Annotated in this window: 16 protein-coding genes, 1 tRNA gene and 1 pseudogene; 8 read left to right on the top strand and 10 right to left on the bottom strand. The window is 59.7% G+C overall.

From position 1 onward, the window contains the following. Positions 1-103: 103 nt before the first annotated feature. The 4 genes from Q0V70_RS05145 to Q0V70_RS05130 form a co-directional block, all read right to left on the bottom strand. The gene (locus Q0V70_RS05145; RefSeq protein ID WP_297589174.1) at positions 104-1,768 is read right to left on the bottom strand and encodes a cell surface protein; all 1,665 of its coding nucleotides are present in this window, start codon (positions 1,766-1,768) and stop codon (positions 104-106) included. Between the two features lie 175 nt (positions 1,769-1,943). Beyond that, the gene (locus tag Q0V70_RS05140) at positions 1,944-3,473 is read right to left on the bottom strand and encodes an AI-2E family transporter (protein ID WP_297346343.1); all 1,530 of its coding nucleotides are present in this window, start codon (positions 3,471-3,473) and stop codon (positions 1,944-1,946) included. A 116-nt stretch (positions 3,474-3,589) separates the two neighbouring features. After that, entirely contained in the window at positions 3,590-4,099 is a 510-nt protein-coding gene (locus tag Q0V70_RS05135; RefSeq protein WP_282920951.1) for a GNAT family N-acetyltransferase, read from the bottom strand. A 139-nt stretch (positions 4,100-4,238) separates the two neighbouring features. Beyond that, positions 4,239-5,132, bottom strand: a complete 894-nt coding sequence (locus Q0V70_RS05130; RefSeq protein ID WP_297589172.1) for a Bax inhibitor-1/YccA family protein — start codon at positions 5,130-5,132, stop codon at positions 4,239-4,241. A 218-nt stretch (positions 5,133-5,350) separates the two neighbouring features. Between Q0V70_RS05130 and Q0V70_RS05125 the strand changes: the two genes are divergently transcribed. Further along, positions 5,351-6,310 (top strand): histidine kinase, encoded by a 960-nt coding sequence (locus Q0V70_RS05125; RefSeq protein ID WP_366125193.1) that lies wholly within the window; start codon positions 5,351-5,353, stop codon positions 6,308-6,310. A 36-nt stretch (positions 6,311-6,346) separates the two neighbouring features. Then, complete coding sequence (locus Q0V70_RS05120; protein WP_282920948.1) at positions 6,347-7,084, top strand: response regulator transcription factor; 738 nt, start codon at positions 6,347-6,349, stop codon at positions 7,082-7,084. Positions 7,085-7,110: 26 nt separating this feature from the next. On the opposite strand, the gene Q0V70_RS05115 is transcribed toward Q0V70_RS05120, so the two are convergent. Then, positions 7,111-7,183 (bottom strand) — tRNA-Leu (locus Q0V70_RS05115). A gap of 72 nt (positions 7,184-7,255) precedes the next feature. On the opposite strand from Q0V70_RS05115, the gene nhaA reads away from it, so the two are divergent. Together nhaA and Q0V70_RS05105 are read left to right on the top strand one after the other, a co-directional pair. Then, complete coding sequence (nhaA, locus tag Q0V70_RS05110) at positions 7,256-8,623, top strand: Na+/H+ antiporter NhaA (protein WP_297589169.1); 1,368 nt, start codon at positions 7,256-7,258, stop codon at positions 8,621-8,623. 252 nt (positions 8,624-8,875) lie between these two features. Continuing rightward, entirely contained in the window at positions 8,876-10,069 is a 1,194-nt protein-coding gene (locus Q0V70_RS05105) for a hypothetical protein (protein WP_297589166.1), read from the top strand. Between the two features lie 552 nt (positions 10,070-10,621). Here the strand turns inward: Q0V70_RS05105 and Q0V70_RS05100 are convergent. The 5 genes and pseudogenes from Q0V70_RS05100 to Q0V70_RS05080 form a co-directional block, all read right to left on the bottom strand. Beyond that, on the bottom strand, positions 10,622-11,650 hold the full coding sequence (locus Q0V70_RS05100) for a phosphatase (RefSeq protein WP_297589161.1): 1,029 nt from the start codon (positions 11,648-11,650) through the stop codon (positions 10,622-10,624). Beyond that, positions 11,650-12,117 (bottom strand): annotated as a pseudogene (locus tag Q0V70_RS09655) (DUF501 domain-containing protein); the annotation flags it as partial. The pseudogene Q0V70_RS09655 and the gene Q0V70_RS05100, both read right to left, overlap by 1 nt. A 301-nt stretch (positions 12,118-12,418) precedes the next feature. After that, positions 12,419-13,132, bottom strand: a complete 714-nt coding sequence (locus tag Q0V70_RS05090; protein ID WP_297589154.1) for a septum formation initiator family protein — start codon at positions 13,130-13,132, stop codon at positions 12,419-12,421. A gap of 33 nt (positions 13,133-13,165) precedes the next feature. Further along, positions 13,166-13,912 carry a YggS family pyridoxal phosphate-dependent enzyme gene (locus tag Q0V70_RS05085; RefSeq protein ID WP_297589152.1) on the bottom strand — a complete coding sequence of 249 codons (747 nt, stop codon included), beginning with the start codon at positions 13,910-13,912 and terminating at the stop codon, positions 13,166-13,168. Between the two features lie 9 nt (positions 13,913-13,921). Then, positions 13,922-14,818 carry a DMT family transporter gene (locus tag Q0V70_RS05080; protein WP_297589149.1) on the bottom strand — a complete coding sequence of 299 codons (897 nt, stop codon included), beginning with the start codon at positions 14,816-14,818 and terminating at the stop codon, positions 13,922-13,924. Positions 14,819-15,063: 245 nt separating this feature from the next. Between Q0V70_RS05080 and Q0V70_RS05075 the strand changes: the two genes are divergently transcribed. The 4 genes from Q0V70_RS05075 to Q0V70_RS05060 are packed head-to-tail and all read left to right on the top strand — an operon-like array spanning position 15,064 to position 20,766. Next, complete coding sequence (locus tag Q0V70_RS05075) at positions 15,064-17,412, top strand: ABC transporter ATP-binding protein (RefSeq protein ID WP_297589146.1); 2,349 nt, start codon at positions 15,064-15,066, stop codon at positions 17,410-17,412. A gap of 5 nt (positions 17,413-17,417) precedes the next feature. After that, entirely contained in the window at positions 17,418-19,991 is a 2,574-nt protein-coding gene (locus Q0V70_RS05070; protein ID WP_297589144.1) for an FtsX-like permease family protein, read from the top strand. A 59-nt stretch (positions 19,992-20,050) separates the two neighbouring features. Then, positions 20,051-20,470, top strand: a complete 420-nt coding sequence (locus tag Q0V70_RS05065; RefSeq protein WP_295028687.1) for a phage holin family protein — start codon at positions 20,051-20,053, stop codon at positions 20,468-20,470. Then, entirely contained in the window at positions 20,467-20,766 is a 300-nt protein-coding gene (locus Q0V70_RS05060) for a DUF3618 domain-containing protein (protein WP_295028685.1), read from the top strand. The genes Q0V70_RS05065 and Q0V70_RS05060 overlap by 4 nt, the downstream gene beginning before the upstream one ends. Positions 20,767-20,828: the final 62 nt, after the last annotated feature.

The raw sequence follows: 20,828 nt of genomic DNA, 5'->3' as shown, positions 1-20,828 counted from the left end.
ACGCAATAAAACCTATTTAAACGGCTCGGTGTGCCATATATGGCACACCGAGCCAAATTAATAGGATTAACGCGCGGGCCGGGATTGACTCAGGGAATGAAGCCTAGCGGTTGCGCTCGATTTCAGCATTGATTTCGGCTTGGGCTTCGGCCAGGGTCGGGCCCTCGATGAAGCCCAGGTGCCAGAACTCCCACCCGTCGACATCTTGGCCGAGCTCGCGAGCCGCCTCGCTGGGATCGTCAAATTCGCGGCCTTCCAGAACGACTACCCCGCGCTCAGCGAGGGTAGCGCTGACTTCGGCCGCGCTTCCGTCAAAGTTCACCAGGGCAATGAGCGGCGTATCTTCGCCGGTCACCTGGGCAATGACACTGAGTCCGGCTGCGTCACGGTTGAGCAGGTCGGTTCTGTCAGATTGGGCCGCGCCGGAATCCTCCGAATTTGCCGCATTTTCCGGGGAATGGGCAGCTTCCCAAGCCGCGGCATCACCAGCGTTTGCCAAGCTAGCTGACTCGGCGGGTTGCTCGGGTTGCGCCGGCTCGTTCCCGGCCTGTGCCTGTGCTTCCGCCGCCAGGGTCTGTTCACTAGCGGGAGCCCGGTGGGAATGATGAATCGTCTGGATTTCTCCGGTATCGGTGCCGGAAATGATGTCCGCGAAGGATGGTACATCAGTCTCGGCAACGCTACCGTGATGGGTGGTGAACAGCGACTCGACGGGTTCTTCGTCCTCTGCTGAAGCCAGCGGGGATACCCCGGAACCCCGGGCCGCTTCCATAATGGAATGGCGGGAGATTGAACCTGTTTGCAGTTCGGGTTCATCAACTGGATTCGGACGGTCCTCCGTAGTCTCAAGGGCGGGTGCTCCCGGCTCCGGCGCGGGTGCCGCTGGTTCTGAAACCGCCTCGACTGCGGGGGCTGCGGGCTCTACGTCTGGCACGGCCGTCCCGGAAACCGGACTGGTCGCCATCGGGGTCGCCAGGTCGGCAAAGCCTACTCTCGACACCTGGTCCGGACGGGAATCCACTTCGGATGCCATAAACTCCACGTTTTGCACATCCTCATCGGTAGCGGAAGTAATCGCGGGAATGCGAGCTCCCCGGCCCGCCAACAGATTCGTATCGTGGCTGAACAGCGAGGACGCGACCCGCTGCACGTCCAGGAAGCGGCGCCCGTTGGACATCTCGCGCACGCTGACATGATGGACTTCCAGCCCCGAAGGGGTCAAAGCATCCAAGGCGGGGCGCACATCCGGGTCAATCTCGGTGGCGACCAATATCAGGCGCGGTCCAGCCGCCAAGTTCGGGGGCATAGCATCGCGGAATTGCGTCCAACCGGAACGGAAAGCGCTGACCCCGCCGGGATAGGCGGCAGCCAAATCGTTCCATCCCAAGTTCGACACAGCTCCGAGCCGCGCCAAAGCCGCAATCAAACCTGTGGAATCCAGCCGATTCACCACTTCGACCAGCACGACCTGGCCGGAACCGTCCAAAGCGGTCAAACGCGGGGATTCTTGGGGATAACCGTTGGCCGTCCCATCCGCGCCAGGAACACCAGACCCCGGCGACGCCCCAGGTTGTGCAAATTCACCGGGCATCCCGGACACCGGCGTCACAGTCATATCGTTCCAAGTCACGGGAAAAAGCGGGCGAGCAATGACTTCGAGGACCTGACGGCGGATAGAATCCAGAATCTCCCCTTGGGCTTCCGGGCTTACGGGATGGCCAAACTGGGCCGGAATCAGGTGACCTTGGTCATACTCAAACAGCGACATCGCAACCTCAATCGTCGGGACTTTAGCGAGCCCAGCCTGCCAGGCTCAACTTCCCCTATCATCTCACGTTTTTACTCCTGTTACATACAGGCATGGGAAAGCATTTCAAAATGTCAAGAAATTATTAGCGCTGTCATCCAGCTAGACTGGCACAGCGCCGGGGATAGCGAGAAGGTTACAGCTCAGGTTTTTCGGGAAAAGCCGGGTCATCAGGGTTCGCTGCGGAGGCATCACCAGTGCGGGTGGCCGGTTCATCCGCACCAGCCCTGTTGTCACCAACCGGGGTGTCCGACAAGGCCGGGGCGTCACAAGTCCGGTCGGGCGAACCATCCGCAGGGGACGAAGCCGCCGCGCTGGCCTGTTGTCGGGAAAGCTCCTGGGATTCCATAACTTTCGCGGTGTCTTTCTTAGAGCCGCCGATATAGGACGCGGCCACCTGCGCGTGAACTGTCCCGGGGGCTCCACCGATACGGTCGTGACGGGTAGCCAGCTCCGGCATCGAATCGTGCCCGGTCAAGTACAGAACCACGGTGTTACAGAACGCAATAACCGGCACCACCAGCAATGCCCCGATGATTCCAGCCAGGAAGGTTCCTGCCGTCACTCCCAGCAGCACCGCCAGCGGGTGCAAGCTGACCGCGTTGGACATCAACATCGGTTGCAGCACGTTGGACTCAATCTGTTGCACCGCCAAAATCACAATCAGCATGATGACGGCCGCCATGAAACCTTTATCCAGCAGCAGAATCAGCACGGCGATAGCCCCGGTGGTGACCGCACCAACAATCGGGATAAAGGAACCTATGAAAATGAGCAAAGCCAGCGGGATAGTCATCGACCCCGCGCCCAGAATCGCCGCCCCGATGGAAATAAACACGGAGTCCACCAAAGCCACCAGCGCCTGCGCCCTGATGTAACCGTTCAAGGTGGTCCAGCCGCGAATGGCCGCCTCGTGAACCGGCTCGCGGGCGGGGACCGGCAGCATTCGAATCAGCCAGATCCAGATTTGGCGACCGTCCTTGAGGAAAAAGAACAGACAGAACAGCGAAATCAAGATGGTGGTGACCACGCTGGCGACCGAGGAAGTTACCGACAGCGCTGAGGACGCGATGGAGGAAGAATACTTGGTAGCAAAGGCGGTGATTTGAGCGGTCAGATCTTGCATATATTTATCGATTTGCGCCTGGTCCAAATCCAAGGGACCGTCACTCAGCCACGCCAGAGCCTTGTCGAAGCCACCCCCAGCTTTCGCCAGCAGGGCGGGCGCACCGTGAGCCAGCTGGGAGGTCGCAATCCAAATCATAGCCACAACCAGCCCTACGCCGACCAACAGGGAAATGACCGCGGATAACGTCTTGGGAACATGCCACTTTTGCAACCGGAAATGCATCGGCTCCAGCAGCAACGTCAACAACAGGGCAACCGCGAGGGGCACGAAAATGATGGAAACTTTCGTGATTCCGTACAGAATCAGCCCCAACGCCGCGATGATGACCAGGAAACGCCATGCCCAACTGGCCGCCACCCGAATCCGCCACGACACCGCATAAGCCGAGTTCGGGCCGTTTTCCACCTCGGGCGGAGCGGTCGGCTCCAGTCCGTCAAAGTTAGGAACTCGATTTTGCGTGTCCCGCCGGGAAATGACCTCGCGCCACCACCCGCGTCTAAACTCGGCTCCGGCGTTCAATAACGGTTTTTTCTCCATCGCACTTCCGTTTTCGGTTGTTTGTTGTTGTCAAAAGATGTCACAGTCTGGTTACTGCCTCACCGGGAACTTCGCGATATGGCAGGGCGGGCGCAAAGCCGGGGAAGGATAACCGCTCAGCGCACCATCCGGTTCAAGGCCAGTCCGTAGTTGACCTCGCGACCGGTCATCGCTCCGTCCGAGAGGAACCCAGCGCGGCGGTAAAACCGGTGGGCTCGCTTTTCCCCGGGATACCCCGAAGGCAGCCACAGCTGGGCTGGCTCCTGCGGGCCGACCACGTATTCCAACAAGCGCCGCCCCAAGCCTTGGCCCTGATATTCAGGCATTAGGTAGTGCATGGAAACTTCCCGTTCCCGGGCGGGCGGGGCAACATGCTCGTTGCGTACCGTCTGAACCGTCATGGCGATGCCGACCACCCGGCCGTGCTCGACCGCAACAGCGATACGGCGTCCTGCCGGATCCGAGGTCAACAGGTTGTGCCATTGACCAACCAGGGTCGGCTCGTCAAAGCGGGAGCGATATTTATCGTCGATAAATTCGCCGTAGTTAGCCAACCACATGCGGGCGTGTGCCACCCCCATGCCGGCGGCATCCTGAACCTCAGGCGGGCGAATGTTGACAGTCATTACTCTCAATTCCGTGAGTCGTTTTCTCTAAGTCTAGCTTCTGTGGCCGGACGAGGAGAATCCACCCGCGAGAAAACGCGAAACCGATTCGTGTCTGAGCCAGAAACTCCCGAAACTCCGGAAGTTCCGGGACACGAACCTAGTTATCGGACGCAAATAACGCGAAAATCCGCAGGAACTCAATGTAAAGCCAGACCAGGGTCACCATCAGGCCAAAAGCGGCAGTCCAGGCGGTTTCCTGGGGCGCCCCGTTATCAACCGCTTTGACGATGTAGTCAAAGTCCGTGACCAGAGATAACGCCGCTAAACCGATAGCGATGAGGCTGACGATAATCCACAGCGGGAAGCCGCCGATGGTCGGGGCGTTCGGGCCGTAGAAAGACCAGGCCGGGTTGATGAGGCTGACCGCCAGGTTGCCCAGGTAGAACACAAAAATCGAAAACATGCCGACCATGACGACTCGCATCAGGGTCGGGGAGTTGCGCACCACCTTGGTCTTAAACAGCACCAGCATCACCAGGGTGGTGACCAGGGTCGCCACGATTGCTTTCATCACCACGCCGTCATAAAGCGCGGCGAACAAGCTGGAGATGCCGCCCAACATGACACCTTCAAAAGCGGCATATCCCAGAATCAGGGCTGGAGAGGGACGGCTCTTAAACGAGTTCACCAGGCCCAACACCAAGGCCACAATCATCGAGCCGAACGCCACGCTCATGCCCAAACCCGGATTGGCTGCGGTCAACGCCCAGGCCCCCGCTCCGAAAAGTAGGAGGGTCCCGAAAGTCAGCACTGTCTTAATCAAAACATCGTCCAGAGTGACGGGACGGCTGCCAGAGACCGTGCCGTACTGTTCCTGGCTCTGCGGGGTGGGGAACTGCTGGGATTGTTCCGGTGCGTAGCTCACTTGGGGAGCATTGCCGGGATAGGTCTGGGTGGCCCCGCCACCGACCTGGTAACCGGGCATAGTCGGGTAACCTCCCGGAGTGCGCTCGGTAAAAACTTTGTTGCGTGTAAACACTGGGTTGCTCATGTCGCTCCTTATTGTCTCAACGGTTTAATCGTAGCGGATTTCCCCATTACTGCCACGGCACAGTCCTCCTGCTACGGGGTGATTTTCTCAGGGCGCAGCCCTGTCACGGAGCCGGGAAAAACCAGCTGTGTCACAATAGGTTGGTGACTAAAAGCCAGGAACCCCGCAAGCCCGGCGGTAACACCGACCCCGCTCGGCGTCAAACCCTGCGCGGAGTCGTGTCGAACGTGTTGCTGCTGGTCACGTTCATTGTGCTGTTCGGGGTCGGCATTTTGGTGGTGGTCCAAGCGGGTTTCCTGGAACCACAGGAAAATCTGGCTGCCCGCGGCATGATGGCGCTGGTCATCACCCTGCTGATGGTGGTGGCGGTGCTGTTGGCGCGCATCGTTCAGTTGGGACGAGACCGGGTGGACGAGTTGACGTTGCGCAACCGGCAGTTGGAGCTGGAGCGCGAGCAGTCCGAACAGATTGCGGTCGCTGACGAACGCGCTCGGATTGCCCGGGAAATGCACGATATTGTGGCCCACTCGCTGACGGTGCTGATTGCGATGAGTGACGGCGCCACCGCCGCGATTGACAAAAATCCCGAGCTCGCCAAGGAAGCCTTGCGCAATATGAGCGAAACCGGGCGGGCGGCGCTGGCGGATACGCGCCGCCTGGTGGGAGTGCTGCGCCAACCCACCGAAGTACCCCAGAACCTTGACCCGAACGCCCCCCAGGATGACCAAACATCCTCGCTAGAGGAAGTCCGCTTCACCCCTTCTCCAGATTTGGCGGAAATGGACGGACTTATCGCCCAGTTCCGGGCGGCCGGCCTGCCGATTACCTACCGTTACACCGGGGATGAGGTGCCGGCTGACGGTCCGCTGCAACTGACGATTTATCGGATTGTCCAAGAGTCTTTGACTAACATTTTGCGTCACGCACCCGCCTCCACCGCGGTTGAGGTCGATTTACAAGCGCGGGACAACGGCATTCGTATCGTCGTGTTTAACGCCACTTCCCTGGCGGGGATTAATCCCGGCGGCGGGAAGGGACTCATTGGAATGCGCGAGCGCGCTGCGGTCTATGACGGTCACGTGGAAGCTGGACCCACCCCCGGGGGATGGCGGGTCGAGGCGACTTTGCAGTGGCAGCCTGAAGCGCCGAAGTCCGAGGGCTGGGTTATGCCCGCGTAGACAACTTTTAAGCAACTTTTAGGGGACAATGTAAACGTGAGTGAAAACGAAAACGAAACTGGACAGTCCGCGCCCTCCACGCAGTCCACGCCCAGCGAAGCTATCAAAGTGCTGCTGGTCGACGACCAATCCCTAATCCGCATGGGTTTTCGGATGGTGCTGGAAGCGGCGGACGACATCACGGTAGTGGGCGAAGCGGCAGACGGCAAAACCGCGCTACAGATGGTCAAAGCGACCGCGCCGGACGTGGTACTGATGGACGTACGGATGCCCAATATGAATGGCATCGAGGCGACCTCGGAAATCATTGCCAGCAACCCGAACGTGAAAGTCCTCATCCTCACCACTTTTGACCTGGACGAATACGCTTTCGCCGCACTGCGGGCCGGGGCCAGCGGATTCCTGCTGAAAGACGCCAAACCCGAGGAACTCATCGGCGCAATCCGCAATGTCGCCCACGGGGATGCCACGATTTCCCCGCGCGTGACGAAACGGATGCTGGATATGTTTGCCCCGCAGCTACCCGGTGACCAGGACGGCGACACGGAGACAAATCTGGTCGACCAAGCCCTGCTGGAAAGCCTCACCGACCGGGAAACCGAAGTCCTCACCCTTATCGCCCAGGGGCTGACCAATCAGGAAATTGCCACGCAACTGTTTATCTCGATGACCACGGTGAAAACCCACGTGGGCAATATCCTGAACAAGATTGGCGCCCGCGACCGAGTGCAAGCCGTCATTTTTGCCTACGAAAACGGCCTCGTTTCCGCATAAATTCCGCCGAACTGGCGAAAAAACTGTACCCCCGGTCGGATTCGAACCGACACTGAACTGATTTTAAGTCAGCTGCCTCTACCATTGGGCTACGGGGGCGCACACATTTTTCAGTCTGGTTAATCATCTATTCATTTGGGAATTTACTCAAATCGACCCTACACTTTGAATATGGACAAAGAAGTGCCAAGCAATGATAAAGAAAACGAAAATCTCGACAAGGGCCTCTTCGGTGAGCCGGATTTAGCCGGTCCGTCCCCGGAAGATTACGATGCCGCGGTTCGAGTTGGTGAAGAACGCCTTAGCGCTCAAGAGCGTTTCGCCCGGTTTGTTTCCGACGACATCGTCGGGGGCTTGATTTTGATTATCGCCGCCATTATCGCCCTGGTTTGCGCTAACACGCCTTTCCGCGAGGGTTATCAGGCGGTGGCACAGTTCGTGCCCGACCCCGGCTTGGCGCAGGCTGCCGCCGCTGACACCCTGTCGGTGCTGCAAAAACTGCACCTGTCCATGCCTATTGAAGAGTGGGCGCGTGACGGTATCCTGGCGATTTTCTTTTTCACGGTCGGGTTGGAGCTAAAGGAAGAGTTCACCCACGGCGCCCTGCACGATCCACGAACCGCGGCGATGCCGATTATCGCCGCCGCCTTTGGGATGGCCGGTCCCGCCCTGGTTTACGTGGCCGTCACCGCCATCACCGGCTCTGGAGCTTGGCACGGCTGGGCGATTCCGACCGCCACGGATATTGCTTTCGCGGTCGCGATTTTGCAGATTTTTGGCCGCGGCCTGCCCAACGGAGCCAGGACATTCCTGTTGACTCTGGCGGTAGCCGACGACTTGGGCGGGATTATCGTCATCGCCGTGTTCTATGGCTCTGATTTGAATCTCGCTTTCCTGTTGCCGATGGCGGCGTGTGCCGCCCTGTTCGGGTTCCTGTGTCACAAGCGGAAAGGCTACTGGTACTTCCTGATTCCTCTGGGGGTGTTGACCTGGTACTTTATGCTGGTTTCCGGTATTCACGCCACGATTGCCGGAGTGGTTTTGGGCATGGTGGTTCCTGCCGACAAACGCGACTGGGAAGTTCACAACCTGGTGGAACAGATGTCTATGAAAGTTAACCCGGTTTCGGCCGCGTTTGCGGTGCCGTTCTTTGCTTTCTTTGCTGCTGGCGTGGACATCGTGGATACCCCCGGAGGAGCGCTTAAGATGCTGACCAATCCCGTGGCCGTGGCCGTCATGCTGGCGTTGCCTTTCGGGAAGTTGCTGGGGATTTTCGGTTCTGTGTTCGTGATGGAAAAGTTCACTCCCCTGCACTTGGAAAAGGGCGTGACCATGGGTGATATGGTTCCGATTTCGCTGGTGGCGGGGATTGGTTTCACGGTGGCGCTGTTGATTTCGCACCTGTCTTTCCGTGGCGATGATTTGCTGACCCAAGCCGGTTCTATCGGCGTGGTCATGGGCACCGCGCTGTCCATCGTCCTGGGTGCTATCGCTCTGCAGCTGCGCTTGGCGTACCGCCGGTCGCATTCCCACGAGTGAGGTTTTTCCCGGTTTTCCGGGTGAAAGTTAACGATTTTCCGATTTTGCGAGGATTCAGTCAAGCGTCCCTGCCCACCCGGCTGACCCAGCGGACTGGGGAACGCGTGCCCCGCCCTTGTGCATCCACCCGACCCCGCGGACTTGGGAAAGAATATAACCCAAAAGAGTATGTCCGGCATCGAGCGCATCTGATATTTTCGAGGTGAGGAATCGGCGTTGGGTCGCTTCCCGGAAACCTAGAAAGGCAAACAAATGCGGAGTTTGCAAAAGAAAAGTTTGGTGGCGGGCATCGCAGCAATCACGTTGGTGGCGTTGAGCGGCTGCGAAATGGACGTCAAGCTGAAGGTTATTGATGAGAACACCATTGAGCCCTCGGTTATCGTGGCGATGAGTGAAGCCGAAAAGGACATGCTTTCCTCTATGAGCGACGGCGAGGAAGTGACCTGCCAAGATCTCGCGGATATGGAAAATGAAGACGAGGCCACGGTCAAAGATTTGAGTACCGGCGGGGACATGAAATGCGAGATTATTCTGCCACAGGAACAGAATCTCAATTCAAGCAAGAACCTGAAAAAAGAAGGCGATGACCTGGTTCTGTTCCTGCCCAAAGAGCAGATTTATGACTTGAAATCGGAACTGAACGATGCTGGGGATATGAGCGAGCTCGGTATGGATTCAATCACCATGAACCTGATTATCCAGATGCCCCACGGCATCAAAACAGCCACCGTGGACGGGCAACCCGTTGATTTCAAGGGAGACACTGTGACGCTGGACATGACCGACATCGTCAACGAGGTTAAGATTGTGTCCTCGCCCGGTATTCCTGGCGGAAATGCCGGCGAGAAGGCTGATTCCGAGTACGACCCGGATACTGACCTCACCGAAGCCGGGAAATCTGTGGCGGCGGGAATGGGCATGCTACTCCTGGGGATTGCCTTTGTGGGGATTCTGATAATTGCCGGCATCGTCATTCTCATTGTGGTGCTGGCAAAAAAGGGCAAGGCAAAGACTATTCCGGCTAACCAATTCGGCCAGCCGATGAACTACGGGCAACCGGGGCAACCTGGACAACCGGGAGTTGGACAGCCAGTTCAGCCAGGGCAGCCCCAGTTTGGGCAACCCATGCAACCGGGGCAACCTGGACAACCCGGACAACCTGGGGTCGGACAGCCAGTTCAGCCAGGGCAGCCCCAGTTCGGACAGCCCGGTCAACCCGGGCAACCTCAGCCTTTCACTCAACCTGGTCAGCCGGGACAATCGGGACAGCCGGTTCAGTCCAACCCCTTTGCTCAGCCGGGAACCCCGAACCAGTCGATTCAACCAAATCAGCCTGACCAGACCCAGTTTGGTCAACCGCAGTCATTCGGGCCGAATACCCCTGACCAAGCTAATCCGTTCTCCGGACAAACCAACCCCACCCAGGATCCAAATCCGCAAAACTAGCCCCAACAAGCTGCGCGAGGTTTGAGATACCTGCCTGGGTTGTGCCTAAAGGTGGAGAATAGCCGGGTAGCTGCCATTATTGGCAGCTACCCGGCTATTCTCCCCTTATATTCCACGCGCGCCCCGATACCCGTCAAAAAACAGCCCCTAGATTCCCCTGCAACCTGTCTGTCTTACATGAACGACCGATTTCACTCCGATAAGTGCCGGCTCTACGCAACTAGAATCTTGCCTACCTGCAGGTTTAGAAAATCGGGAGTTGATGATGGCCCAGATTCTGGGTTGAAATCGGTCGTTAGTGCAACTACTCGGAAACTAAGGAATGCTACGTACCCGAGCGGCACCGAAATGAAGATTCAAACACCAGGATTCGGACAGGCGGGCGGGGCGAGGAGCGTTGGGGGCGACTCAGCGAGAGGCTGGTGAGCGTTTTGCGACAATAGTCGTGCAAAACGCGAGGGGGTACTCCCCCTGCCGCCTCTCGCGAGCGCCCCCGAGCGAGCGCCCCGCAGAACCGAGACACGCACCAAAGTCAAAAAACAGACCCGGAATTCAGGGAATCTGGGACAGGATAATCCCGTCGAGAATGTCGTTTTCCGAGGTCCGAACCGGGAATGTTCCACGTTGTTCACCGGCAGACACTGTCCCGGAATCGGAGTGACCAGCGCCGGAACCGGGAGCGGGGTGCGCTTCCAGCCAAGCAAGAATCCGCTCCCACACCAAGACTCCCCCGGCAATCTGGTGTACCCGCTGCGGATGCATGGGTCCCAACTGGGCTTTTTCCGCGTGCGGCATCCGAATCAAACGCCGGGCACGTTCCCGCAGCGCGCCGGAATCCAGCACGGCGCCGTTGATTTTGTCCGGCTCGTAACTGTCCAACCCCAACTCCAAAGCGGTCAAAGTCGTGACCGAACCGGCCACCCCGACTACCTCGCGGGCGCATTCCAACGGCACACTCGCGCTAGCTTGGGCAATCAGCGAATCTACAAACTGGCCAGCCTGGCTGATGGCGTCCTCGCTGGGGACTCCGCGCGTATCCTCGGCGGGCCGCAGGTAACGTTCGGTGACCCGCGTGGAACCCATATTCATCGACACCGCAGCCGTGACCTGGTCAAACTGGCCAGTATCGGGGTTAGCCTGACCGAACGCAAACTCGGTAGAACCTCCCCCGATGTCTACGGTCAGCGCCGGACTGGCAATGTCGCGATGCGCCGACAGCGTCCCGGTAAATCCCAACGTGGCCTCGACTCGTCCCGAAATGACTTCCGGCGTCACGCCCAGCCGCGCCTCCACCCCAGCGCTAAACTGCGAAAAATTATCCGCGTCACGCGAAGCGGAAGTCGCCACCATCCGAATCCGCTGAACGCCTTCCCGGCGCACAAAACCGGCGTATTCCTCGACCGCCGCAAAAGTCCGTGCCAGCGCGGCTGGACTCAGATGTCCGGTCCGGTCCACCCCTTCACCCAAACCCACAATCCGATTCAGCCGCATCACGTCAACCATCGCCCCGGAACGGGAGTCAACCTCACTAATCAGCAAACGAATCGAGTGAGTTCCACAATCAATCGCCCCTAAACGCATTACTGATCCCCTTCCCCCGCAGTTTCGTCCAATCTCCACGCACAAGTCGCGGGCGTCCAACGGTGCGGATTGTCTGCGGGCAACTCCGCCAGCCGGTCCAACACCCAATCCCCGATGGGATTCACGCCCCGGCCCGCCGCCAAAGCATGTCCGAGCAGGGCGTGGAAACACTTGACCCGGCGGGGCATGCCTCCGGCCGACACGCCCGCGATTTCGGGGACTTCCCCGATTCCGGCAGCTTCGCCGGCCTGGGTGCGCTGGCGAATATAAAGTTCATGAGCGCGCCCATAAGCGGCCGCTATCTGCGGGTTTGCCTCCAGCAGGGCTTCTGCTTCGCGCATGACCCCGTTTGCCTCCAGGTGTGACACGGCCGCGACCGCCGCCGGGCAGGTCAGGTAATAAAACGTGGGGAACGGCTCGCCGCCGGGCAGGCGCGGGGCACTCACAATGACCGCGGGGTGACCAGCGGGGACACCACCCCCTTGGCCAGCAGGAAAATCGGTATGACGACCCACGGAATTATCACCCGGAGAACCCACGGGATTAGCAGCCTGGTGACCTGGGGAAATACCCCTCTGGCGGTCAGTAGAAATATCGCCAGAATGTCCGGCAGAACCGTTGTCCAGGTTTTCGCCGCAATCCCCGCACCTGGCGGCAACTCCCAGGACTCCCCGCGGGACGCGCCCCAGTTGAGCTGCAATAATGCGCAAATCTTCCGGGCTAGCGGGTGTAATCACAAGGGCTCCTTTGTCAGTTTACGGTTAGCGCTCAGTTATGGGTCGGGGCGTTAGAGGATTTCGGGGCTGATTCCGGGTTGGTTTTGCCGGGTGTCGAGGGCGGTTTAGTAGTTTTCTCCCCCGGAGCGGGGGTTGTCCCGTCCGCGCCCGGGGTCGTTTCCGGGGCGGGAGCGGCTCCCGCGACTTCCAACCCAACGACAATTTGGCGGAACCACGGCAAATCATTTGTATCTTTGTCGGTCCAACCGCTGGTCAGCTGCGGTTTTTTCGCGCCGGGAGGATCAACTACGACATAGGTAATCTCGCCGGGTTTCACGTATCCCAAACGTTCGCGGGCTTGGCGGGAAATATACTCGGGGTCTTGATAGCGTTTGATTTCCGCTTCCAGCTCGGCGTTTTGCGCTTTGACCTGCGCAATCTGGGCTGCCAGCGAGCGAGCCTGCTGCTGCTGATCCATCCAGGAACGCAGTGGTGAAAACACGACCAGGAATACGGCGAGGGCTACGGCCGCCAGCGTCAAAAGGCGGGCGATGCGCGTCGAGCCGGGAGCTTCCGCAGCGGGGGTGCGCGGCGTGGTCTTCGCTCGGGAAAAGGCCGAGTCCACTGGTTTCCCGGTTTTCCCCAGTTTTCCGGATTGCCCGGTTTTCCCGGGTTTTCGGGCAGAAGCGTTTGACGCAGCCGAGCCGTGCGGGGTCGGCTTATCCGCGCCGGCTGGCTGGCGCGGTTTCAAACTGGGACGCTTCACGTGGACATTATCCCAAAATTCTGCAGTTTTCCGTCACTGGACAGGCTTTTGCGCGTAATCTCGAGGACCGAACAGGGCCGAACCGACCCGCACACACGTCGAGCCCGCCGCGATGGCCAACTCGAAATCCCCGCTCATACCCATCGACAGTTCCCGACAATCCGCACCGCCGGGCAGCCCCGAAACCGTCTCTCGCAACCCCGCGAGCTGGGAAAACATCTCGAAAACGCCACGCTCGCCGACCTGATCAACGTGCGCCGCCACCGTCATCAAGCCGATGAGGTGCAGTCGGGGCTGGTCAATGACCAGCCGCGCCAGCTCCAGGGTTTCTTCGGGCGCAATCCCGTGTTTCGCGTCCTCACCGGAAGTGTTGACTTCAATCATGACTTCTAGGGTCCGTCCCGCCTGGTCAAGTAGCCGGTTCAGGGTTTGTGCCAGTTTCGCGGAATCTAAGGATTGCAGTTCCGCACCGTTTGCAACGATGAGTTTCGCTTTGTTGCGCTGGAGGTTGCCGATTTGGATCCAGCGGGGACTTGCCTCGTTCCCGTCAGCGCCCAAGCCCAGGTTCGCGCCGAGTTCCGCAGCTTTCGCGGCCAGTTCTTGGGGTTTGTTTTCCCCGAATTCGCTGACTCCCGCGGCGATAGCTTCGCGCAGGTCCGCAACCGGGTGGGTTTTGCTGACCGGAAGGATTCGGATTGACTTGCCATCGCGTCCCGCGGCCGCGGCCGCCGCGGCGACCCGCTGGGAGAGGGCTTGCAAACGCTGTGAGAATCCGGTCATAAGCCTAGTTTAGTCCGTCTGTTCAGCAGGGGTGGGGGCGGCTGTATCGGCGGGGTCGCGCCGATAGGTCATCGCCACCGCTACCGATACCAAAATTAGGCCGCCCACTTCTGGCCAGCTCGGAAACTGCCGCAGCATAATCACGCCTACCAGCAGGGACGTTACCGGCAGCAACGCGGAGAGCAGCGCGAAAATGGCGGCGGAGACATCACGCAGCACGACCAGTTCCAGAATGTTAGGCACAAAGGTGGAACACAGGCTCACCAGCAGGGCCAGACCGAAAACAGACCACGAGCTAAACGCGACGTGGATGTCGGGCCAGGCCAGAGGCAGCTGCAGGAACGAACCGAATACCAAGCCTACTGAGAGGGAATCGATGCCCCGACCCAAAACCGCAACTTTGCGACCCAAAACCATATAGGCGACCCACATTCCCCCGGTGACTAGGGCCCAGAACAAGCCCAACCGGTCGGTCGGATTGCTCATGTCCAGGCCCAGCCCGCCAATCATGACCACGCCGGAAAATGCCAACAGGACCGAGAACTTGCCCAGCCAGCCGGTGATGCCGATAGCCGCGAAAATAACCGGCCCCAGGAACTCCACGGAAACGGTGGTGCCCAAGGGAAGCCGCGCAATCGCCTCGTAAAAAGTCATATTCATACAAACCAGCGCGGTCCCGAACAGGCAGGACCAAACATAACCGCTGGGGGTGAGCGCCCGTTTCCCCCAAGGCCGGCGCCACGCCAGCATCAGTACGCCGGCAAATACAGCGCGCAGCCAAGCCACGGTCAGGGGCTCCATCAGGGCAAACAACGTTACCGCGAAACCGGCACCGACATTTTGAATGACGCCCTCGGTAAAGAAAATCAGGGGCGCAGGAACGGGTTTTCGCGCTTTTCCAGGCATCCTGCCATTGTAGACTGCACCGCACAAACCGTGAAAAAAACCTTGTCCGACCATTTTTCGTTACCGCGTGGGACTTTTTCCCAGTTCATGCCATTTTGTAAAATCGTATCAAGACCGTATGGCTCTGCCCTCCGCTCGCCCGCTGGCCGCGCATCAACCGTTGGTATTGAGTTGAACTTCCTTCGGGCGTGGAAACCGGCACCCTGGCGGCAAATATGAAAGAATGCAGAGAAAGGAGGCGAAACTTGGTCAATCAAACCGCTGCGGCATCACCGAGATTTTCCACCACGCTTTCTCCGGTCTCAAATCCTCTCATCAGCGTCCGCGGTCTGACTAAAATTTATGGTCAGGCCGATACGGAGCGCGCTGTCACAGCTTTGGATAACGTGGACGTTGATTTTCCCCGCGCCCAGTTCACCGCCATTATGGGGCCTTCCGGGTCCGGGAAATCCTCCCTGCTGCACATTTTGGCAGGGCTGGATTCGTTTCAATCCGGGACGGTCAAGGTTGCCGGACGTGACCTGTCTCAGCTGAACGCCACGGAGTTGACCCGGTTTCGCCGCGACAAAATCGGGTTTATTTTTCAGTCGTTTAACTTGGTGCCCACGTTGAACGTTGCGGAAAATATCGAGTTGTCAGCGATGGTGCGCCGCCATTCTCCGGATCGACGCCGGCTGAAAGCGCTGGTCAAAGAGCTGGATATGGAATCCCGGCTGGGCGCCTTCCCCTCCGAGCTGAGCGGAGGGCAACAGCAAAAGGTGGCTTGCGCGCGCGCGTTGCTGACCGCCCCGGAGGTCGTTTTCGCTGATGAGCCGACCGGAAACCTCGATTCGGCTTCATCAGCACAGGTTCTTTCGTTCCTGCGGGCGGCCGCGCGCGACTGGGAACAGTCAGTCATCATGGTCACCCACGAACCGGACGCCGCGAAATACGCAGACCGGGTACTGTTCCTGTTTGACGGCCAAATCGTTGGCCAACTGGAGAACCCGACCCGCGAAACCATCCTCGAAGCGGAGCAAAATCTCGGCGATGTGCGGCAAGCGCGGAAACGCGCGGGACAGCTGGGCGCGGCCCAGTCTCTGCGTGACGTTGATCCGGAGGCGTTGGAAAAGGATCTAACCGCCGTCATGAGTTTGCCAAAAATTGAAGAGGAAACCGACTCTGAACAGGTGGAATCGCCCACAGAGGAAGCCGCGATTTTGCCAGAATCGGCACCGGACACGCAGCCTTCCTCCATCTCCCCGTACTTACAAAGCGCGTTCCCAGTCGGGCATACCGTCCCCGAATCCAGCCCGACACCTGCCCCCGCGCCTCCTCCCCCGACGCGTCACCAACGCGATACTGCCCTCACTTTTGCAAACCTCGGCATCGCCGAGGCAAACCCCGAGCCGAACGAACTGGCAGATTCCCTGGCTCGTGGCGATTTCAAGTGGCCCAGTATGTCCGTGGCGCGCCCCGATTCCCCGGACGACACTAATGATTTATTGGGTAAACCGCTCGCTTCCGGCTTTGCCAGCTCTGAGGCGGGCTGGAACTCCGCTGCGGCGGGCGAACACAACGCCACCTTTGATTCCGTGATTGCCGGGTCCGCCGAGTCGGCTGACGACAGTCACGACACAGCTCAGGATTCTGACCCCACAGATTACGGTGATACCGGTTTCAATCCGTTCGATTTTACGGACAAGCCCGCGCCTACCGTTAGCGGTGCAGGGGACTCGGGGACACCCCCCTTGTCGCGCCGTCCGATTTTGGGCGGTTTCGCTGCAAAGAAGCCCTCACCAACGGCTTCGACACCGGTCCTTCCCCCGGATGTGGCCGCGCCGGTCGTGCCGCCGACCACGGACGCTTGGGCGGATAATCCTCCCACGTTGGTGCCCAGTTCGGCTTCGTCCCGGATTTTGTCCGAGGCGTTTACCCCCGAAACGGTCCCGGCGGAATCCGCCGAACCTGATTCGCTACACCCGCAGTTCCCTGAGTCACTTGCCGCGCAATCAAACACGGTGCCCTCGACCGAAGTCCCGGCTGCTGAGCCCGAACCGCAACCGGAATTTTTCGCCGAGCCAGAGCCCGAACTCGAGCCAGAACCAGAGCCGACCCGCGAAAGGCCGCGCCGGCCGCGCCGCCCCGCCGTCGACCCCCACTTGGCCGAAGCCGAAGGCAAGAACGAGCTGCTAGCCATGATTGAGCAGGCGGAAAAACTCTTGGCCGCTTCGGGCGCAGCCATCAACGACGCCACGGAAACCCTGCAGGAAACCGCCGCGCCGCACGACTCACGCCCTTCGGAATCAGCACTTGCAGCACGAACCCCTCGCGACACCGCGGCCTCGTCAACCCCTTACGGTGGAAACCCGAACTTGCCCAGCCGCGGGAAAACTCCCGACCAAGAACTGCTCATCGCCCGCGCAGACGCCATGTTAGCCCAGGCAGAAGCCCGTTCAGCGACTCTGCAAGACGATTTGCGAAACCTGGGACGCACCCCCGGCTCGGCAACCTCGGCGACCCCGGCTGTCCCCGTCACCGGCGCGGACCCAGCGGAAACCTTCCCTCCGAACTTGCGCACTCCTTCCTTGAAATACCCCTCTAAAGGCCGGTAAACGCCATGTGGAAACTCATTTGGCGCGAAATGACCCGCCGCGGCTCCCGCTTTTTACCTACCGTGTTTGCCGTAGTGCTGGGCGTAACGTTCCTGACCGCCACTTTGGGGATAACCGACCTGATGACTGACGCGGCCAAGTCCTCCGTGACGGCGGCGCTCTCCGGGGATCTCTATGCCGTGGCACCACCCGCGAAAGACGCCGCCACGCCAGACTTGGCGGCACGCGGCAGCGTCAGCGACGAACTTGTGCCAATTATCAAAGCGGCCGACGGGGTCGCCCACGCGGTCCCCCAATATGAAGGCCAGGCAGTCCTGCTGGACCAGGCGAAACACCCCGTCTCAATCGGGCTCACCCCGACCCTGGTGCGCGGCGCTTTTCCCTATCCTCCCGGACCGGAAGTCGCCTCGGGACGCCTGCCGCAAGGACCGAAAGAGGTCATGCTGGAACTCAGTACGGCCCGGCGTGCCGGACTGAAAACCGGCCAAACCGCCACCCTGATTTGGGGCAGCACCACCCACCGGCTGAAAGTCGTGGGCCTAGCCCAGTTCAAAGCCCCGCTCGGCACCGCCACCTTGGCTTTTGTGGACGGTAAGGACGCAAAAACCTGGTTTTCTCCCACCGGCAAAATCAAGCTCATCGGCATCCACGTGGCACCCGCGGCTGACCCGGACAATGTCAAGGAACGCGTCCAAGACGCGGTCGGTCCTGATGCTGTCATCCTGACGGGGGCCGCGCTGCGCGCCCAACAGTCCGCGGCGGTGGCTCGCACGGTCAGTCTGGTGAACCTGCTGGCCCTGGCGTTTGTGGCGCTGGCGCTGCTGGCGGGCGCTTTCCTGATTGCCAACACTTTTGGGATTCTGGTCGCCTCCCGCTATCGAATGCTCGGAATGCTGCGCACTGCCGGGTACACCCCGCACGCGCTGCGGATGCTGGTGGTTGGCGAAGCCCTGCTGATTGGGCTGATTGGATCCGTTTTGGGCGAAGGAGTGGGGCTGGCCCTGGTGGTGGGAATCCGCCAGGTTCTCACTGCACAAGGGTGGGTGTTCACTTCCGGTGTGCCGTTGGGGCTCTGGAGGGCCCTGGCGATAGTGGCGCTGGGGGTTTTCATTACCGTGGTGGCCTGTTTCATTCCGGCTTGGCGAGCCGGACGCATGACACCGCTGGATGCTTTGGCTGCCAGCGCTCCCGTCCCGGAAGGACGCCGGCGCGGAGTCACGATTTTCGGGCTGTTAGTCCTGGTCGTGGCCATTGGCCTCGGCGCGGTGGCATTACTGGAAGCGTCTGGCTCAGAAGTGGGGACGCAGGCGGCAGTGCTGGGCATGGCGGCAACACTGTTGGGATTGTCCGGTGTGCTGTGTCTGACCCCGGTCTTGCTGCGACCCTTCCTGTGGTTTTTTTCCGCCTTCTTTAGGCGCGGGCAGCGCTTACCGGCGCTGTTGGCGCTGCGCAACCTGCGCCGCTACCCGCGCCGCACCTCCCTGGGAGCCGCCGCCCTGGTCCTTGGCATAGCCATCGCCACCACCGGCGGAATCCTGGCTGATTCCGCCCGCAAGTCCCTGCAGTCCGGGGTGACCCAGGAAGTTCAATCTGACCTGGTCGTGGCCTCACTGCAGCCTTCCACGAACGTGGAGAAAGCCGTCGCGGCGCTGCGAAAAGTTGATAGGGTACGCTCCGCAGACGCCGGCATCTTTAGCGCCCCGATGCTGGTGCGCCTCGACCAGGATCCCACGCGGTCCCTTACCGTCGCCGGCATCACCGCGGACCAAGCCAAAAACTTGGTCTCCCTGCAGGTTAAGACTGGTGACGTAAAAGGCTTGGCGAACGGCCGAGCCCTGGTGAACGCCCGTGATGCCGCCCGGGAAGGGTGGAAAGTGGGGGATGCGATTACGGTGACGGGTCCCCGCGGGATTTATTCCACCAAAGTCGCCGGGATAGTGCATTCCACCCTGCTGGACGCGGCGATTTTCCTCGATCCGCAGTATCTGCGCCAGGCGGCAGCCCCTGAATCCCTCGCTTTCCAGTACATTTTCGTGAACCTAAAGAGCAAAAACGCCGCGGCCGCCCCGTCTGAAATCCGTGAGATTCAAAACCAGATACAGCACAGTCTGAATCAGTTCTATGTCTACCGGGCCTATACCCCGGTTGAGTTGTCTCACGCCCTGTCGCAACCCACCACGCAAGTGTTGTGGCTGATGTACGCGCTACTCGGGCTGTCCATCGTCATCGCCATTCTGGGGATTGTGAATACTTTGGCGCTGGCGATGATAGAACGGCGGCAAATTTTCGCCCTGCTGCGGGTTCTGGGGCTAACCCCGCGGGAAGTGCGGGCTTCGCTGCGTTGGGAAGCATTTTTCCTGGCATTGCTGGGTGCGGGGCTGGGATGGATTTCCGGACTGGTCATCGGAATGCTGTGGCGGTGGATGCTGCGTGACTTTGGGCTGAGCGCGTGGGGAATTCCGGTGCTGGGCCAGCTTGGTTTCATTGCAGCAGCTGTCATTTTGGCGGTTTTGGCGGCATCGTGGCCGGTTCGCAAGACTGTGCGGACCCCGGCGCTGATGGCGACTCTGGCTTCCTAAACGCAGTTTTTGTGAAAATAGTAAACTAGGTCTTAAGTGACGTCAACGAGGAGGCCCTGATGGCTATAGATGAACCGAAATTATCGCTGGGGGCGCTGTTTGCGCGATTTTCCACCCAGGTTTCTGACCTGTTCAGGGCTGAGGTCGCGTTGATGAAAGCCCAAGCCAAAGCAGCCGGGTCCCGGTTCGGTTTGGCAGCGGGATTGTTGGCCGGTGCCGGTGTGTTTGCCCTGTTCATGCTCGGTTATTTGATCAAAGCTATGTTCTATGGGTTTACGGCACTGACCGGTTTAGCTGCGTGGGGCGCTTTGCTCACCGCGGCGGTTTTGCTGGTACTGACGGTGATTTTGGCCCTGATTGGGCTATCCGCAGCAAAACGCGCTAAAGACAACATCCCCGAACCTCAAAAGCACGTCAAGAAGGACGTAGAAACCCTGAAGGCCGCCATCAAGCGCCCGGATTTAGGAGCGGAAAAATGAGCGAAAACGACGCGGAGAAAACAGAGTTTACCGGCAGCCCGGAGGAAATCGAGCGTCAGATTGAAGCCGCCCGCTCCGACATGGGTCAGACCGTAGACCAGCTGGTGAATCGGCTTCGTCCGGCCAATCAGGTCAAAGAAGCCAAGGCCAAAGCCCAGGATTTTGCACAGCTTGCCAAGTCGACCTTTACTGATGCGGTAGAGGGCGACGTGGATTCGCAAAAGAAACTGGGCATCGCGGCGGGGGTCGTGGCTGGCGTGTTGGTGCTGGCAAAGCTGCGCCGTCGCCACCGGTAAACAGATTTTTTGTCCCTATAGGGGGAGAATAGCCGGGTAGCTGCCAATAATGGCAGCAATCG

The organism is uncultured Mobiluncus sp., from assembly GCF_947087965.1.
Classification (GTDB): Bacteria; Actinomycetota; Actinomycetes; order Actinomycetales; family Actinomycetaceae; genus Mobiluncus.
The sequence above is the reverse complement of the archived record's forward strand: the minus strand, read 5'-3'. Positions and strand labels throughout refer to the sequence as shown.

Excerpts from the sequence above, each read along its gene's own strand:
- Q0V70_RS05145 (WP_297589174.1), bottom strand. The coding sequence starts at position 1,768 with ATGTCGCTGTTTGAGTATGACCAAGGTCACCTGATTCCGGCCCAGTTT.
- Q0V70_RS05140 (WP_297346343.1), bottom strand. The coding sequence starts at position 3,473 with ATGGAGAAAAAACCGTTATTGAACGCCGGAGCCGAGTTTAGACGCGGG.
- Q0V70_RS05135 (WP_282920951.1), bottom strand. The coding sequence starts at position 4,099 with ATGACTGTCAACATTCGCCCGCCTGAGGTTCAGGATGCCGCCGGCATG.
- Q0V70_RS05130 (WP_297589172.1), bottom strand. The coding sequence starts at position 5,132 with ATGAGCAACCCAGTGTTTACACGCAACAAAGTTTTTACCGAGCGCACT.
- nhaA (WP_297589169.1), top strand. The coding sequence starts at position 7,256 with ATGGACAAAGAAGTGCCAAGCAATGATAAAGAAAACGAAAATCTCGAC.
- Q0V70_RS05105 (WP_297589166.1), top strand. The coding sequence starts at position 8,876 with ATGCGGAGTTTGCAAAAGAAAAGTTTGGTGGCGGGCATCGCAGCAATC.
- Q0V70_RS05100 (WP_297589161.1), bottom strand. The coding sequence starts at position 11,650 with ATGCGTTTAGGGGCGATTGATTGTGGAACTCACTCGATTCGTTTGCTG.
- Q0V70_RS05085 (WP_297589152.1), bottom strand. The coding sequence starts at position 13,912 with ATGACCGGATTCTCACAGCGTTTGCAAGCCCTCTCCCAGCGGGTCGCC.
- Q0V70_RS05080 (WP_297589149.1), bottom strand. The coding sequence starts at position 14,818 with ATGCCTGGAAAAGCGCGAAAACCCGTTCCTGCGCCCCTGATTTTCTTT.
- Q0V70_RS05070 (WP_297589144.1), top strand. The coding sequence starts at position 17,418 with ATGTGGAAACTCATTTGGCGCGAAATGACCCGCCGCGGCTCCCGCTTT.
- Q0V70_RS05065 (WP_295028687.1), top strand. The coding sequence starts at position 20,051 with ATGGCTATAGATGAACCGAAATTATCGCTGGGGGCGCTGTTTGCGCGA.
- Q0V70_RS05060 (WP_295028685.1), top strand. The coding sequence starts at position 20,467 with ATGAGCGAAAACGACGCGGAGAAAACAGAGTTTACCGGCAGCCCGGAG.